The organism is Cupriavidus sp. MPR-AND1C, from assembly GCF_058809705.1.
The window spans coordinates 1-15,023 of the sequence record NZ_JBXASU010000026.1 but is presented as its reverse complement, the minus strand read 5'-3'; the positions used below and the strand labels follow the sequence as shown (position 1 = coordinate 15,023).

Below are 15,023 nucleotides of genomic sequence, written 5' to 3'. Positions count from 1 at the left end.
CACTATGGCGGGCCGGTTTCGGCGCCCGCCAGATGAACCCAAACAATAGCCAGGAGACACCCATGAGCGGTAGCCGCATTACCCGTCCTTTGTTCGCAGCCGCGGCACTCTCCGTGCTGGCGGGCACGGCATCGGCGGCGCCGGTGAAGATTGCGCTGGTCGAGACGCTGTCCGGCCCGCAGGCATCCACCGGCCTGATGTTCCGCGCAGCGGCGCGCTATGCGATCGACAAGATCAACGCCACCGGCGGCTGGAACGGCGAGCCGCTCCAACTGGTGGAGTACGACAACCAGGGCGGCCCCGCAGGCGCGGCGGACAAGCTGAAGGCGGCCGTTGCCGATGGCGCCCAGATCGTCATGCAAGGCTCGTCGTCGGCCGTGTCCGGCCAGATCACCGAGGACGTGCGCAAGTTCAACCTGCGCAATCCGGGCAAGGAAATCCTGTTCATGAACGTCGGCGGCGAGGCGATGGAGCTGACCGGCGAGAAGTGCCACTTCTACCATTTCAAGTTCGCCACCAATGCGCAGATCCGCGTCAAGGCGCTGGTCGGTGCGATGAAGCCGCTCCGCGCGCTGGGCACCCGCGTGTACTCGATCAACCAGAATTACTCCTGGGGCATCGACATGGAAAAGGCCATCGGCGACTACGCCGCCGCCGGCGGCTACACGGTGGTGGAAAAGACGCTGCATGACGTCAACAAGGTGCAGGACTTCTCGCCTTACGTCGCCAAGATCGCTGCTGCCAAGGCAGACAGCGTGATCACCGGCAACTGGTCCAACGACCTGCTGCTGTTGATGAAGGCCAGCAAGGCGGCCGGCCTGAAGACGCGCTTCGCCACCGTGTTCCTCGACCAGCCGGGCAATATCGGCAACGCCGCCGACGTGGCGCTGGGCCACTATGTTGCCCACCCCTTCAATGCCGAGGCGGGTGGCGCCGACAGTGAGCGCTTTGCCAGCGACTTCAAGGCCAGGCAGGGCCATATGCCCGCCTACATCGAGCCACAGACGGTGTTCGCGGTGCAGATGCTGGGCGAGGCGCTCAAGACCGTGAAGCCGGAAGGCGGCAAGCTCAACACCAGCGCACTGGCCAAGGCGCTCGAAACCGCCAAGGTCGGATCGCCGCTGGGCGAGATGAGCATGCGCGCCGCCGATCACCAGGTGCTGCTGCCGATGGTGGTATCCGTGGTCGCCAAGGACGCCAGGTTCAAGGTCGACGGTACCGACATGGGCTTCAAGCCGGTCAAGACCTTCTCCGCCGCCGAGGCCGCCACGCCACCTCAGGCCAGCTGCAAGATGCAGCGCCCCAGCTGATTCCCCTGTCCAAGCCACCCTAGCAACATCAGCCACGCTCGCGCCGCCGCGGCGCGGGCGCCGGCAAGTACGGCCATGCGCCAGTTGGCCGCACAGGCTCGTTCCAAGGAAGCCTCATGGAATACCTCGTCGTCTCATTGCTCAACGGCACCATCTACGGCCTGCTGCTGTTCATGGTCTCCGCTGGCCTGACCCTCATCTTCGGCATGATGGGCGTGCTCAACTTCGCCCATGCGTCGTTCTACATGCTGGGCGCCTACTTTGCCTATGCGCTGCAAGGCACGATCGGCTTCTGGCCGGCCATCGTGGTTTCGCCGGTCCTGGTCGGACTGGTCGGGGTGGCGGTGGAGCGGTTCTTCCTGCGCCGCGTCCATCACCACGGCCACGCGCACGAACTGCTGCTGACCTTCGGCCTGTCCTTCATCATTGCCGAGCTGATCAAGCTGTTCTTCGGCAACTTCCCGGTGGACTACCGCCTCCCGGCGTCGCTGGACTTCGCGGCCTTCCGCCTGGGCGTGTCCTCCTACCCCTTCTATCGCGTGTTCATGGGCGGCATCGCCGTGGCCATGTTCGCCGTGATCTACCTCCTGCTCACGCGCACCCGGGTCGGCATCGTGGTGCGCTCGGCGATCTACAAGCCGCGCATGGCCGAGGCGCTGGGCCACAACGTGCCGCTGGTCTTCATGGGCGTGTTCGGCATCGGCGCGGCGCTGGCGGGCCTGGCCGGCGCGGTGGCGGGCGCGTTCTACACCACCAACCCGAACATGGCGCTGGAACTCGGCGTGATGGTCTTCGTCGTGGTGGTAGTGGGCGGCCTGGGCTCGCTGGAGGGCGCCATGCTCGCCTCGCTGCTGATCGGGCTGATCACGTCGTTCTCGGTCGGCATCGATCGCAGCCTGGCCGACCTGCTGGCCCTGGCCGGGGCGGGCGCCTGGGCCGAGGAAGCCGGAGGGCTGATGACCCTGAAACTCTCCAGCCTGGCCGGGACGATCCCGTTCGCGCTGATGCTGCTGATCTTGCTGGTCCGTCCGTCGGGCTTGATGGGCGAGAAGGAGTAACCATGACCAAGCTCTCCAACACGCAGAAGACCTTGCTGCTGCTCGGCACGGGCGCACTGCTGGCGCTGCCGATGGTGCTGTCGCAATCGCTGGTCAACGCATCCATCCAGATGCTGATCGCGGTGCTGTTCGCGGCCTCGTTCAACCTGCTCAGCGGCCAGGGCGGCATGCTGTCGTTTGGCCATGCGGCGTACTTCGGCATTGGCAGCTTTGCCACCGTGCACGCCATGAACGCCTTCGGCGGCAACGGCCTGCTGCCCACGCCGCTGTTGCCGCTGGCCGGCGGCGCCATGGGCCTGGTTGCCGGCCTGGCCGCCGGCTGGTTCGCCACCAAGCGTACCGGCGTCTACTTCGCCATGATCACGCTGGCGCTGGCCGAACTGCTGCACTCGCTGGCGCCGCACCTGAAGGGCTGGTTCGGCGGCGAAGCAGGCCTGTCCACCATGCGCATGCCGGCATGGGGCCTCGCCTTCGGCGGCAGCAACCAGGTCTACTACCTGACCCTGTTCTGGGTGCTGCTGTCGCTGGCGCTGCTGTACCTGTTCACGCTGACTCCGGTGGGCCGCCTGACGCTGGGCCTGCGGGAGAACGCCAACCGCCTGCGCTTTCTCGGCTATGACACGCACCGCCTCGGCGTGCTGGTGTTTGCCGTCTCGGCCATGTTCGCTGGCATCGCCGGCGCGCTGCAGGCACTCAACATGGAGGCGGCCAACTACGTCGTGTTCGAGTCATCCGCCTCCGCCGCGGTGGTGCTCAACAGCTATATCGGCGGCGTAAAGATCTTCCTCGGCCCGGCACTGGGCGCGGCGGTGATGACCTTCTTCGGCTATGCGGTATCGGACCTGACGCGCTCGTGGCTGCTGTACCAGGGCATCGTGTTCGTGCTGGTGATGATGTTCTTGCCGACGGGCCTCGCCGGGCTGATCAAGTCCTTCGCCACGCACAGCAAGACCTATGGCCTGCGTGCGCTGCTGCCGATAGCGCTGGCGTTCGTCATCGGCACGTTGCTGCTCGCAGGCGGCACGGTATTCACGGTGGAGATGCTGCAGCGCTTCTTCTCGCAAGACTACCGCTCCATGGCTGCCCTGAATGGTGGAGGCTGGCCCGCGATTGCGCTGTTTGGGCGCGAGTGGGATCCCATCTCGCCGCTGACCTGGCTGGCGCCCGCGGCGCTGCTGGTGGCCGGCATCGCCACGGCCCGCCTGGCCAACGGCCGCTGGCTGCACCTGAAGGACACCACCGCCGCCATCGACGCCCCCGCCACCACGGCCACCAACGTCCGGAGGAAACCGGCATGAACACGCAAGCGATGCTCTCCCTGCGCGGACTGCGCAAATCCTTCGGTGACGTCGACATCATCCGCGGCGTGGACCTCGATCTCGTCAGCGGTGAACGCCACGCGCTGATCGGCCCGAACGGCGCCGGCAAGTCCACCCTGTTCCACCTGATCTCCGGGCGCCTGCCCCTGAGCAAGGGCGAGATCCTGCTCAACGGCGAGCCGATCCATGGCCTGTCGCCGCAGAGCATCAACCATCGCGGCCTGGCGCGCTCGTTCCAGATCACCAATATCTTCGCGGGCCTCACGGTTTTCGAGAACCTGCGCCTGGCCGTGATGCGGCGCCACGGCCTGCAATACACGCTGTGGAAGTTCGCCCACAAGGTGCGTGCCGTGCGCGACGAGACCCAGCACCTGCTCGAACAGGTGCGGCTGGCCGGGCGCGCGCAAACCATCGCCGGCGAGCTGTCGTATTCGGAGCAGCGCTCGCTGGAGATCGCCATGACGCTGGCCTCGGACCCGAAGGTCATCATGCTCGACGAGCCGATGGCGGGCATGTCGCAGGAGGAAACCGACTACACCGCCGGCCTGATCCGCGAGATCGCGCAGGGCCGCACGCTGCTGATCGTGGAGCACGACATGGACGTGGTGTTCTCGCTCAGCGACCGCATCAGCGTGCTGGTCTACGGCGAGATCGTCGCCACCGGCACGCCCGACGAGATCCGCAACAACGCACGCGTCAAGGAAGCCTATCTGGGCGAGGAGGTCACGGTATGAGCGCGCAGTCCATACAAGGCGCCGATGCGCTGCTGAGCGTGCAAGGACTGCACGCGCACTACGGCAAGAGCCACATCCTGCACGGCGTGGATTTCCACGTCGGGCGGGCCGAAGTGGTAAGCCTGCTGGGCCGCAACGGCTCGGGCCGCTCCACCACGCTCAAGGCCATCATGGGCCTGGTGCCGCCAAGCGCTGGCCACATCAGGCTACGCGGGCGCGATCTGGCCGGCGCGCAATCGTATGCGATCTGCCGGCGCGGCATTGCCTATGTGCCGGAAGAGCGCGAGGTCTTCGCCAACCTGACCGTGGACGAAAACCTGCGCATGGGCGAGCAGCGCGCCACCGAAGGCGCGCCGCAATGGACCTTCGAGCAGATGTTCGATTACTTCCCGCGCCTCAAGGAGCGCCGCAACACCAAGGCCGGCAGTCTTTCCGGCGGCGAGCAGCAGATGCTGACCATGTGCCGCTCGCTGCTGGGCAACCCCTTGGTGATCCTGATCGACGAGCCCACCGAAGGCCTCGCGCCAAAGATCGTGACGGTCGTCGGCGAGGCCATCCAGGACATTCACCGCCGGGGCGTCTCGGTGGTGCTGGTGGAGCAAAAGCTCGCCATCGCGCTGAAGGTATCGAGCCGCGTCTGCGTGATGGGCCACGGCCGCATCGTCTTTGAAGGCACGCCCGAACAACTCACCTCCAATACCCAACTTCTGAAGGACTGGTTAGCCGTATGAGCACCTCTTTGCCTATTGGATACCCGAACGCGCAGCCCTTTGCGCGCGCCAGCTACCCCGGCCTGGCCGGCAAGGTCGTGCTCAACACCGGCGGCGCCAGCGGCATCGGCCGCGCGATGGCGCACGGCTTTGCCCGGCACGGCGCGCGCCTGATGCTGCTGGACCTGGATGCGCAAGGACTCGCCAGCGCCAAGGCGGAGCTGGAAGCGGCTTACCCGGAAGTGCAGGTCGATATCGTGAAGGCTTCGATCACCGACCCCGAGGCCGTGGAACAAGCCTGCGCCGCCACCGAGGCCCGCTTCGGCCGCATCGACATCCTGCTCAACAACGCCGGCATCTCGATGAACAAGCCGTCGCTGGAACTGACCCCCGACGACTGGCGCCGCGCCATCGATATCGACCTCTCCGGCGTGTTCTTCTGCACGCAGGCGGCGGCGCGCCGCATGGTGCGCCAGGGCGGCGGCTCCATCCTGAGCACCGCGTCGATGTGGGGCCTGGCCTCGTCCGCACGGCGCCTGGCGTACTGCGCCGCCAAGGCTGGCGTGGTGTCGCTGACCAAGTCGCTGGCGGCGGAATGGGCCGAGTACAACATCCGCGTAAACGCGGTCTGCCCAGGCTACACCAGCACCGCGCTGATGGAAACGCTGCTGGCCAGCAAGGCCATCGACGGCGAGGCGCTGCTGGCACGCACGCCGCTGCGCCGCTTTGGCGCACCTGAGGAGATGGCGGAAGTCGCCCTCTTCCTGGCCTCGGACTCGGCCGCGTTCATCACCGGCCATGCGCTGGTCTCCGATGGCGGCTGGACCGCCGACGGTTTCTGAGCACGCAGTCCCCCAACACGATTGAAAGCACCATCGAACGGTAATCAAGGATTCTCAAATGTCTGAACGTAGCGCCCTGCGCCCCGCCGCCGAATGGGTGGAACTGCGCACCACCGATGAAGACTGGGCCAAGGCCGACCCGGCCCTGCTCGGCACCCTGCTGAGCCACCTGCACCTGATCCGCGGCTTCGAGGAAGCCGTGCTCGAACTCGCCGCCGAAGGCCTGGTCCACGGCCCGGCGCACTCCAGCATCGGGCAGGAAGGCGGCGCCGCCGGCTCCATCGTGGCGCTGACCGGCGCGGACCAGATCAATGGCTCGCATCGCGGGCATCACCAGTTCATCTCCAAGGCGCTGGGCTACCTCGCGCCCAACGGCATCGACCCGCGCGCGCCGCTGCCGGCGGACGTGCAAACGCTGCTGCAACGCACGCTGGCGGAAATCCTGGGGTTGGCGCAGGGCTATTGCAAAGGCCGTGGCGGCTCCATGCACCTGCAATGGGCCGAAGCCGGCGCGCTGGGCACCAATGCCATCGTGGGCGGCGGCGTGCCCATGGCCGCGGGCGCGGCGTGGTCGCACCGGCATGCCGGCACGGATGCGGTCGCCATCACCTACTTCGGCGACGGCGCGGTCAATATCGGCTCGGTGCTGGAGACCATGAACCTGGCCGCCGCGTGGAAGCTGCCGCTGTGCTTCTTTATCGAGAACAACCGCTACGCCGTCTCCACCACGGTGGAAGAGTCCACCGCCGAGCCGCGCCTGTCCGCGCGCGGCATGGGCTTCAATATCCCGAGCTGGAAGGTCGATGGCATGGACCCGCTGGCGGTGTACCTGGCCACGCGCGAAGCGCTCGCGCACATGCGCGCCGGCAAGGGCCCCACGATCATCGAAGCCGATCTCTACCGCTTCTTCCACCAGAACGGCCCCTTCCCGGGGAGCGCCTTCGGTTACCGCAGCAAGGACGAAGAGCAGCAATGGCGCGCGCGCGACCCGCTCGAACTGATGGCGCGCCGCATGCAGGCGCGCGGCCTGATCAGCGCCGACGACGTCGCCGCGCTGCGTGAGCGCATCAAGCAAGCCATGCGCGACGCGATGGCCGCACTGACCGAAGCCGATCCTTCCGGCAAGCCGGGCAAGCGCCGCATCCGGCCTGAGCTGTGGCCGAGCCCGGACTTCCGCGATGTGGGCATCCGTGGCGACCTGAGCGAGCTGGCAGGCCTGCGCTGCGAGGAGGAGGCCGGCTTCTGCGGCAAGCTGGACCAGCGCAAATTCATCGACGTGGTGGCGGACGTCATGCAACGGCGCATGCAGACCGATCCGTCGGTGGTGGTGATGGGCGAGGACGTGCACCGCCTCAAGGGCGGCACCAACGGCGCCACGCGCGGCCTGCGCGACAACTTCCCGGACCGCGTGCTGGGCACGCCGATCAGCGAGAACGCGTTCGTGGGCCTGGGTGGCGGGCTGGCGCTGGATGGCCGCTACAAGCCGGTAGTGGAATTCATGTACCCGGACTTCATGTGGGTGGCGGCCGACCAGGTCTTCAACCAGATCGGCAAGGCGCGCCACATGTTCGGCGGCGAGAGCGACGTGCCGCTGGTGCTGCGCACCAAGGTGGCGATGGGCACGGGCTATGGCTCGCAGCACTCGATGGACCCGGCCGGCATCTTCGCCACCAACCCGGGCTGGCGCATCGTGGCGCCTTCCACGCCGTTCGACTACGTGGGCCTGATGAACACCGCGCTGGCGTGCAAGGACCCGGTGCTGGTGATCGAGCATGTGGACCTGTACAACGCCTCGGGCGTGGGCCCCGTGGATGACTTTGACTATCACCTGCCGGTGGGCAAGGCGGCGGTGCGCCGCGGCGGCAGCGACGTCACGGTCATCACGTACCTGTCGATGGTCGGCCACTCGCTCGAAGCGGTGGAGCAGACCGGCATCGACGCCGAGGTGATCGACCTGCGCTGGCTGGACCGCGCCAGCATTGACTGGGACACCATCGCGCAGAGCGTAAGGAAGACCAACAACGTATTGATCGTGGAACAAGGCGCGCGGGGCACCTCCTACGGCGGATGGCTGGCCGACGAGATCCAGCGCCGCTACTTCGACTGGCTGGACCAGCCCGTGCAGCGCGTGACCGGCGCCGAAGCCGCGCCGAGCATCTCCAAGGTGCTGGAGCGCGCCGCCGCCGCCCGCACCGAGGAAGTGGCCGAGGGCCTGCGCCAGGTGATGCGCGACAAGGGCGCGGCGTGAGTCCGGAAGCCCGCCTGGCCAACTGAACGAACCCAAGGAATACCAATGACCCTGAACATGATTGTTCCCCTGGAGGTCGGCATCGCCGTGCGCGACCTGCCCCGCATGCGCCACTTCTACGAGCAGGTGCTGGGCTTCGCCTTCGTCAGCGAAGTGGCCGTGCCTGCGGCAAGCGCCGTGCAGGCCGCCATGCACGCCGGCGGCTATACCGCCGTGCGCCTGCAGACGAACCATGGCGAGCGCATCAAGCTGCTGGCCCCGGTGCAAGCGCCCGCACCTGCGGCAGCGCCCGAGTACATCCTCGACAAGGCCAACGCCACCTACCTCACGTTTATCGTGGACGACATCCAGGCCACCGTCGACAAGCTGCTCGCTGCCGACGTGGAGTTCCTGACCGGCCCGCAGCGCATCGAAGTGCGCCCCGGCACCTACCTGGCGTTCTGCCGCGACCCCGAAGGCAACGTGCTCGAGATCGTGCAGTACGCGGATATCGCGGCTTATCGCCCCGACCTGCAACAGCCGAGGACTGCCTGACATGGCCACCCTGCTACGCATGCCCGAGGTGGCGGCCAATGCCACCCAGGCCACGCTGCAAGCGTGGACCAAGAACGAAGGCGATACGATTGCCGTGGGCGAGTGCATCGCCGAAATCGAAACCGACAAGGCCGTGGTCGAGCTCAATGCCGATTCGGCCGGCGTGCTCGCCCGCCGCCTGGTGGCGGCCGGCCAGGACGTGGAAGTGGGCGCGCCCATCGGCGTGCTGCTGGTCAATGGCGAAACCAGCGCGGATATCGATGCGCTGATCGCGGCGGCGGGTGGCGGCGCGCAAGTGCCGCCGGCCAAGGCGGAATCCGCTGGCCAGGCCATGGTGGCTGCCAAAGCCGCCTCGGCGCAAGCCACACGCATCTTCGCCAGCCCGCTGGCCCGCCGCCTGGCGGCGCAGCGCGGACTGGACCTGGCGGCATTGCGCGGCAGCGGGCCCAATGGCCGCATCGTCAAGCGCGATATCGAGCAGGCCGCCACCGCTGCGGCCGCTGCCAGCGCACCTGCCGTTGCGCGCCCCGCCGCGCCGCAAGCCCAGGCCAGCGATGCATTCACCGAAATCCCGCACAGTAATATGCGCCGCACCATCGCGCGCCGGCTGAGCGAGAGCAAGGCCACCATCCCGCATTTCTACCTCACGGCGGATTGCCGCATGGAGCCCTTGCTGGCGCTGCGCGCGCAGATAAACGCGAATGCGCCGCGCAAGATCTCGGTCAACGACTTCATCGTGCGCGCCGTCGCGGTCGCCTTGCGTGAGGTGCCGGCGGCCAACGTGGGCTGGACCGATACGGCGATGCGCCAGTATCCGCAGGCCGATATCGCGGTAGCGGTAGCCACGGACGCCGGCTTGATCACCCCCATCGTGCGCGCTGCCGATACGAAGCCGCTGTCCGTCATCAGCGCCGAAATCGCCGACCTGGCCACGCGTGCGCGCGCTTCGCAGCTGCGCCCCGAGGAGTACCAGGGGGGCAGCTTCAGCGTGAGCAACCTGGGCATGTTCGGCGTGTCCGAGTTCTCCGCCATCATCAATCCGCCGCAGGCCGCCATCCTTGCCGTGGGCGCCACGCAAGCAGTGCCGGTGGTGGAAGGCGGCGCGCTGAAGGCCGGGCAGGTCATGCGCTGCACGCTCTCGGTGGACCACCGCGCCATCGACGGCGCGCTGGCCGCCCAATGGCTGGCCGCGTTCAAGCGCCTGCTTGAAAACCCCTTGTCGATGCTGATCTAAGGACCATGACGTGGCGAACTCCTCATTTGACCTGATCGTCGTGGGCGGCGGCCCGGGCGGCTACGTGGCCGCCATCCGCGCCACGCAGCTAGGCATGAAAACCGCGCTGGTCGAGAAAGCGCACCTGGGCGGGATCTGCCTGAACTGGGGCTGCATTCCCACCAAAGCGCTGTTGCGCAGCGCCGATGTGCTGCGGCTGGTCAAGGACGCAGCGGCCTACGGTGTGCATGCCGCGCCGCCCACCGCCGACCTGCCGGCCATGGTGGCCCGCTCCCGCGCGGTGGCCGCGCAGCTCAACAAGGGCGTGGCCCACCTGATGAAGAAGAACGGCGTGACCGTGCTCAACGGCCACGGACGGCTGGCGGGCAAGGGCAAGCTAGAAGTCACCGCGACGGATGGCAAGACGCGCATCGTGTCGTCCGCCCACATCCTGCTCGCCACCGGCGCACGCGCCCGCCAGCTGCCCGCGCTGCCGGCGGACGGCAAGACGGTCTGGACCTATCGCGACGCGCTGGCGCCGCCCGTGGTGCCAAAGCGCATGCTGATCGTTGGCGCCGGTGCCATCGGCATCGAGTTCGCCAGCTTCTATCGCGCGGTGGGTGCCGAGGTGACGGTGGTGGAGATGGCGCAGCGCATCCTGCCGGTGGAAGATGCCGACATCTGCGCGCAGGTGGCAAGCAGCCTGACCCGGGAAGGCATCGTGCTGCATACGGGCACCGGCATCCAGAGCGCTGAGCGCAAGGGGCAGGGCTGGTCCATCGAGCTGCAAGGCGGCAAGTCCGGCGGCGCGAGAGTCGACGTCGACGTCGTGCTGGTGGCCGCAGGCATTGTCGGCAACGTGGAAGACCTCGGCCTGGAGCGGACCGCCGTCAAGGTCGAGAAGACGCATATCGTCACCGACGGCTTCGGCCGCACCGATGAGCCCGGCGTGTATGCCATCGGCGACGTGGCGGGCCCGCCGTGGCTGGCGCACAAGGCCAGCCACGAAGGCGTGATCTGCGTGGAGCGGATTGCCGGGCTGCATCCGCATGCGCTCGATGCCACACGAATTCCGGCCTGCACCTACAGCCATCCACAAGTGGCGAGCGTGGGACTCACCGAGGCACAGGCCAGGGAGCGCGGCCATCCCGTCAAGGTCGGCAAGTTCCCTTTCGCCGGCAACGGCAAGGCCATTGCCATGGGCAGCACTGCCGGCCTGGTGAAGGTAGTGTTCGACGCAGGCAGCGGCGAACTGCTCGGCGCCCATATGGTGGGCGACGAGGTCACCGAGATGATCCAGGGCTACGCCATCGCGCAGACGCTGGAGACCACCGAGGCCGACCTGATGGCCGCTGTCCTGCCGCACCCGACCATGTCCGAGGCCATGCACGAAGCCGTGCTCGCGGCCTACGGGCGCGCACTGCATATCTGAACACGGGAGACAACATGTACAACTTCGATCAACGCACGCTGCTGCTGACCGGGGCCAACGGCGGCATCGGCCGTGAGACGGCCAAACTGTTCCTGGCGCAAGGCGCCAACCTGGTACTGACGGATCTGGACGAAGCCGGCGTCGCCGGATTTGCCCGCGAGCTGGACCCGAGCGGTGAGCGCATCGCCACGATGCGCATGGACGCCGCCAGCCCCGACGATTGCGAGCGCGCCGTGGCGCTCGCGCAGGCGCGCTTCGGCGGCATCGATTTCCTGGTGCCGTCGGCAGGCTTGTACCAGGCCCAGCCAGTGGCCGAGATGAGCGACGCGCAATGGCGGCAGACGCTGTCGATCAATCTCGATGGCGTGTTCTATCTTGTGCGCCGCGCCATTCCCGCGCTGCGCGAGAACAGCGCCATCGTCAACCTGACGTCGGTGGCGGCGCACCGGGGCGCTTACTACAATGCGCACTATTCGGCCTCCAAGGGTGGCCTGCTCAGCCTCACCCGCAGCCTGGCGCGGGAACTCGGGCCGCGCACCCGCGTCAATGCTGTATCGCCGGGCGTGATCGAGACACCGATGACCACCGAGCTGATCCAGAAACGCGGCGCCGACTCCGTCGAGCAGACACCGCTCAAGCGCCTCGGCCACCCCCGCGAGATCGCCACCGCCATCGGCTTCCTGTGCAGCGATGCGGCCAGCTTTGTCACCGGCGAGGTGCTGCACGTCAATGGCGGGCTGTATATCGCGGGTTGAATCGCAGGTTGAATCGCGGCTTGAATCGCGGCTTGATCATCCCTCCGGCGGCCAAACGAGATCGCCGGATCCTGCTAACCTGCCGTCAGCGGCGCTGCGCCGAATCCCCCCAACATCGCTACGGAACCGGAACCAGACCATGTTGCAACTCCAAGACCCCTCCTTGCTGCGCCAGCAGTGCTATATCGATGGCCGCTGGACCGATGCGCAGCGTCATATCGACGTGACCAATCCCGCCACCGGTGAGCGCGTCGGCCAGGTGCCGCTGCTGGGCGCCGACGAAACGCGCCAGGCCATCGAGGCCGCCAACCGCGCCCTGCCGGCCTGGCGCGCGCGTACCGCCAAGGAACGCTCCGCGCTGCTGCGCAAGTGGTTCGAACTGCTGCTGGCGAACCAGGACGACCTCGCCCGCATCATGACCGCCGAGCAAGGCAAGCCCTTTGCCGAAGCCCGCGGCGAGATCGGCTACGCGGCCTCGTTCATCGAGTGGTTCGCCGAAGAAGGCAAACGCGTCTACGGCGAGACCATCCCCGCACCGGTCAGCAACCAGCGCATCGTCGTCACCAAGGAACCGGTGGGCGTGTGCGCGGCCATCACGCCGTGGAATTTTCCCGCGGCCATGATCACGCGCAAGGCCGGCCCGGCGCTGGCGGCAGGTTGCACGATGGTGGTCAAGCCCGCCTCGCAAACCCCGCTGACCGCGCTGGCGATGGTGGCGCTGGCGGAACGCGCCGGCATTCCCGCAGGCGTGCTGTCGGTCGTCACCGGCTCGGCCGCCGCCATCGGCGGCGAGCTCAGCAGCAACCCGCTGGTGCGCAAGCTCACCTTTACCGGCTCGACGGAAGTCGGCCGTACCCTGATGGCGCAGACGGCGTCCACCATCAAGAAGGTCTCGATGGAGCTGGGCGGCAACGCGCCCTTCATCGTGTTCGAGGATGCCGACCTGGATGCCGCCGTCGAAGGCGCCATCGTGTCCAAGTACCGCAACGCGGGACAGACCTGCGTCTGCGCCAACCGCCTCTACGTGCACAGCAAGGTCTATGACGCCTTCGCCGAAAAGCTGGTCGCGGCGGTACGCGCGCTGAAGGTGGGCAACGGCATGGAAGACGGCGTGCGCATCGGACCGCTGATCGACGGCAAGGCCGTGACCAAGGTCGAGGAACATATCACCGACGCGATCTCCAAGGGCGCGCGCGTGCTGCAAGGCGGCAAGCGTCACGCGCTCGGGCAATCGTTCTTCGAGCCTACCGTGCTGGCCGACGTGACGCCCGGCATGCTGGTCGCGCGTGAAGAAACCTTCGGCCCGCTCGCGCCGCTGTTCCGCTTCGAGACCGAGGACGAAGTCGTCGCCATGGCCAACGACACGGAATTCGGCCTGGCGAGCTATTTCTACGCCCGCGATCTCGGCCGCGTGTGGCGCGTTTCCGAGCGGCTGGAGTACGGCATGGTCGGCGTCAACACCGGCCTGATCTCGAACGAGGTGGCGCCCTTCGGCGGCGTCAAGCAATCGGGCGTGGGCCGCGAAGGCTCGCACTACGGCATCGAGGACTATCTGGTCATCAAATACACCTGCATGGCCGGCATCTGAGCCATCGCCATGCCCGCGGGACGGCGCGCATCCGTCCCGCCTCCCGCTTCCTTTTCTCCGTCTCGCCTCTCCCTCGCCCACTTCCACGTCACCCGGAATCCCGCAATGCAGATCGATGGCAATACCCAGCTTGTCGGCATCATCGCCGCCCCCATCGCGCACGTGCGCACGCCGCAACTCTTCAATGCCTCGGTCGCCCGCCAGGGCCTGAACGCCGTGTGCGTGCCCTTTCATGTGGATGCGGCGCAATTGCAGACATTCCTCGCCGGCGCGCCGGCCGCGCAAAACCTGCAAGGCCTCGTCGTCACCATGCCGCACAAGGAGGCGGTGGTGGCCATCTGTGGCGAACTGACCGATGCCGCGCGCCTGCTCGGCTCCGTCAATGCGATGCGCTTCGACCGCCAGAAAGGCTTTTGGGTCGGCGGCAACTTTGATGGCGACGGCTTCGTCGCCGGCCTGCGTGAACGCGGCCACAGCCTGTCTGGCAAGCGCGTGCTGCAGCTTGGCGCCGGCGGCGCCGGCAAGTCGATGGCCTACGCCATGGCGCGCGAGCAGCCGGCCGAACTGGTCATCTACAACCGCTCCGCCGACAAGGCCGAAGAACTGGCCGCGAGCCTGAAAGCCGTGCTGCCGACCGTCTCGATCCGCGCCGGCGATAACAACCCCGCCGGCTTCGACGTGGTCGTCAACGCCACCGCGCTCGGCTTGCGCGATACCGACGCCACACCGCTCCCCGCCGAGCAACTAGGCGCAGGCACGCTGGTCTGCGAGGCGGTGATCCGCGATGGCGATACCCCGCTGCTGAAGGCCGCGCGCGAACGCGGCTGCGCGGTGCATCACGGTCAATGGATGCTGTATGGGCAGATCGTGGAGATCGCGCGCTTCCTTGGCGTTGCGCTGGCACCGGAGTTTGTCGAACGGATCCTGGGGCCGGCGGACTGAGCACGAGCACGGCGGCATAACGAACGCCCGCCCTCTCCCCCCGCCCCTCTCCCGCAAGCGGGAGAGGGGAGCAAGCCGGTGGATAGCAAACGGTGGCGCGCCGGCAGATACCGCCCCGCGCGAAAGCCCAAACGCGCGATATCCGAGGACGAAAGCAAGAGCGCTGCCGCCAGACGCCGATTCGGTGTAGCCGTGCGGAGCGCCCGAGGGGCGGGCCACACCAACCCGCGATGCGAAGCGAGCCGTCAAGGTGTACAGGCCGTATGGGGCGCCTCGTCGGCAGCCAAAAAGAGCGGAAAAGAGGGACCCATGTCTGAGTATCGCCTTAAGGCGATGCG

At 67.4% G+C, this 15,023-nt stretch carries 13 protein-coding genes; all 13 read left to right on the top strand.

Annotated elements, in window-relative coordinates:
- The first annotated feature begins 62 nt into the window (after positions 1-62).
- The 13 genes from AC1RWI_RS16135 to AC1RWI_RS16075 all read left to right on the top strand — a co-directional run bounded on the left by AC1RWI_RS16135 (position 63) and on the right by AC1RWI_RS16075 (position 14,685).
- Positions 63-1,310: a branched-chain amino acid ABC transporter substrate-binding protein gene (locus tag AC1RWI_RS16135; protein ID WP_492867426.1), complete on the top strand. Its 1,248-nt coding sequence runs from the start codon at positions 63-65 to the stop codon at positions 1,308-1,310.
- Positions 1,311-1,426: 116 nt separating this feature from the next.
- Complete coding sequence (locus tag AC1RWI_RS16130) at positions 1,427-2,368, top strand: branched-chain amino acid ABC transporter permease (protein ID WP_492867424.1); 942 nt, start codon at positions 1,427-1,429, stop codon at positions 2,366-2,368.
- A 2-nt stretch (positions 2,369-2,370) separates the two neighbouring features.
- Entirely contained in the window at positions 2,371-3,666 is a 1,296-nt protein-coding gene (locus AC1RWI_RS16125; RefSeq protein WP_492867422.1) for a branched-chain amino acid ABC transporter permease, read from the top strand.
- Positions 3,663-4,421 carry an ABC transporter ATP-binding protein gene (locus AC1RWI_RS16120; RefSeq protein ID WP_043352950.1) on the top strand — a complete coding sequence of 253 codons (759 nt, stop codon included), beginning with the start codon at positions 3,663-3,665 and terminating at the stop codon, positions 4,419-4,421. The genes AC1RWI_RS16125 and AC1RWI_RS16120 overlap by 4 nt, the downstream gene beginning before the upstream one ends.
- Positions 4,418-5,152 (top strand): ABC transporter ATP-binding protein, encoded by a 735-nt coding sequence (locus AC1RWI_RS16115; protein WP_043352949.1) that lies wholly within the window; start codon positions 4,418-4,420, stop codon positions 5,150-5,152. Before AC1RWI_RS16120 ends, AC1RWI_RS16115 begins: the two co-directional genes overlap by 4 nt.
- The gene (locus AC1RWI_RS16110) at positions 5,149-5,973 is read left to right on the top strand and encodes an SDR family NAD(P)-dependent oxidoreductase (RefSeq protein WP_492867419.1); all 825 of its coding nucleotides are present in this window, start codon (positions 5,149-5,151) and stop codon (positions 5,971-5,973) included. The genes AC1RWI_RS16115 and AC1RWI_RS16110 overlap by 4 nt, the downstream gene beginning before the upstream one ends.
- 58 nt (positions 5,974-6,031) lie before the next feature.
- Positions 6,032-8,221, top strand: coding sequence for an alpha-ketoacid dehydrogenase subunit alpha/beta (locus AC1RWI_RS16105; protein WP_492867417.1), 2,190 nt, complete (start codon positions 6,032-6,034; stop codon positions 8,219-8,221).
- A gap of 45 nt (positions 8,222-8,266) precedes the next feature.
- The gene (locus AC1RWI_RS16100) at positions 8,267-8,755 is read left to right on the top strand and encodes a VOC family protein (protein WP_492867415.1); all 489 of its coding nucleotides are present in this window, start codon (positions 8,267-8,269) and stop codon (positions 8,753-8,755) included.
- 1 nt (position 8,756) lies between these two features.
- Positions 8,757-9,989, top strand: a complete 1,233-nt coding sequence (locus AC1RWI_RS16095) for a pyruvate dehydrogenase complex dihydrolipoamide acetyltransferase (protein WP_492867413.1) — start codon at positions 8,757-8,759, stop codon at positions 9,987-9,989.
- A 10-nt stretch (positions 9,990-9,999) separates the two neighbouring features.
- A complete protein-coding gene (gene lpdA / locus AC1RWI_RS16090; RefSeq protein ID WP_043352937.1) occupies positions 10,000-11,400 on the top strand; it encodes a dihydrolipoyl dehydrogenase in 1,401 nt (466 codons plus the stop codon).
- Positions 11,401-11,414: 14 nt separating this feature from the next.
- The gene (locus AC1RWI_RS16085; protein ID WP_043352936.1) at positions 11,415-12,155 is read left to right on the top strand and encodes an SDR family NAD(P)-dependent oxidoreductase; all 741 of its coding nucleotides are present in this window, start codon (positions 11,415-11,417) and stop codon (positions 12,153-12,155) included.
- 139 nt (positions 12,156-12,294) lie between these two features.
- The gene (gene gabD / locus AC1RWI_RS16080) at positions 12,295-13,743 is read left to right on the top strand and encodes an NADP-dependent succinate-semialdehyde dehydrogenase (protein ID WP_043352934.1); all 1,449 of its coding nucleotides are present in this window, start codon (positions 12,295-12,297) and stop codon (positions 13,741-13,743) included.
- 105 nt (positions 13,744-13,848) lie between these two features.
- On the top strand, positions 13,849-14,685 hold the full coding sequence (locus AC1RWI_RS16075; RefSeq protein WP_043352931.1) for a shikimate dehydrogenase family protein: 837 nt from the start codon (positions 13,849-13,851) through the stop codon (positions 14,683-14,685).
- Positions 14,686-15,023 lie beyond the last annotated feature (338 nt).

Bases quoted from the DNA above. Each gene is read 5' to 3' on its own strand.
- AC1RWI_RS16135 (WP_492867426.1), top strand. From the start codon at position 63: ATGAGCGGTAGCCGCATTACCCGTCCTTTGTTCGCAGCCGCGGCACTC.
- AC1RWI_RS16130 (WP_492867424.1), top strand. From the start codon at position 1,427: ATGGAATACCTCGTCGTCTCATTGCTCAACGGCACCATCTACGGCCTG.
- AC1RWI_RS16125 (WP_492867422.1), top strand. From the start codon at position 2,371: ATGACCAAGCTCTCCAACACGCAGAAGACCTTGCTGCTGCTCGGCACG.
- AC1RWI_RS16120 (WP_043352950.1), top strand. From the start codon at position 3,663: ATGAACACGCAAGCGATGCTCTCCCTGCGCGGACTGCGCAAATCCTTC.
- AC1RWI_RS16115 (WP_043352949.1), top strand. From the start codon at position 4,418: ATGAGCGCGCAGTCCATACAAGGCGCCGATGCGCTGCTGAGCGTGCAA.
- AC1RWI_RS16110 (WP_492867419.1), top strand. From the start codon at position 5,149: ATGAGCACCTCTTTGCCTATTGGATACCCGAACGCGCAGCCCTTTGCG.
- AC1RWI_RS16105 (WP_492867417.1), top strand. From the start codon at position 6,032: ATGTCTGAACGTAGCGCCCTGCGCCCCGCCGCCGAATGGGTGGAACTG.
- AC1RWI_RS16100 (WP_492867415.1), top strand. From the start codon at position 8,267: ATGACCCTGAACATGATTGTTCCCCTGGAGGTCGGCATCGCCGTGCGC.
- AC1RWI_RS16095 (WP_492867413.1), top strand. From the start codon at position 8,757: ATGGCCACCCTGCTACGCATGCCCGAGGTGGCGGCCAATGCCACCCAG.
- AC1RWI_RS16085 (WP_043352936.1), top strand. From the start codon at position 11,415: ATGTACAACTTCGATCAACGCACGCTGCTGCTGACCGGGGCCAACGGC.
- gabD (WP_043352934.1), top strand. From the start codon at position 12,295: ATGTTGCAACTCCAAGACCCCTCCTTGCTGCGCCAGCAGTGCTATATC.
- AC1RWI_RS16075 (WP_043352931.1), top strand. From the start codon at position 13,849: ATGCAGATCGATGGCAATACCCAGCTTGTCGGCATCATCGCCGCCCCC.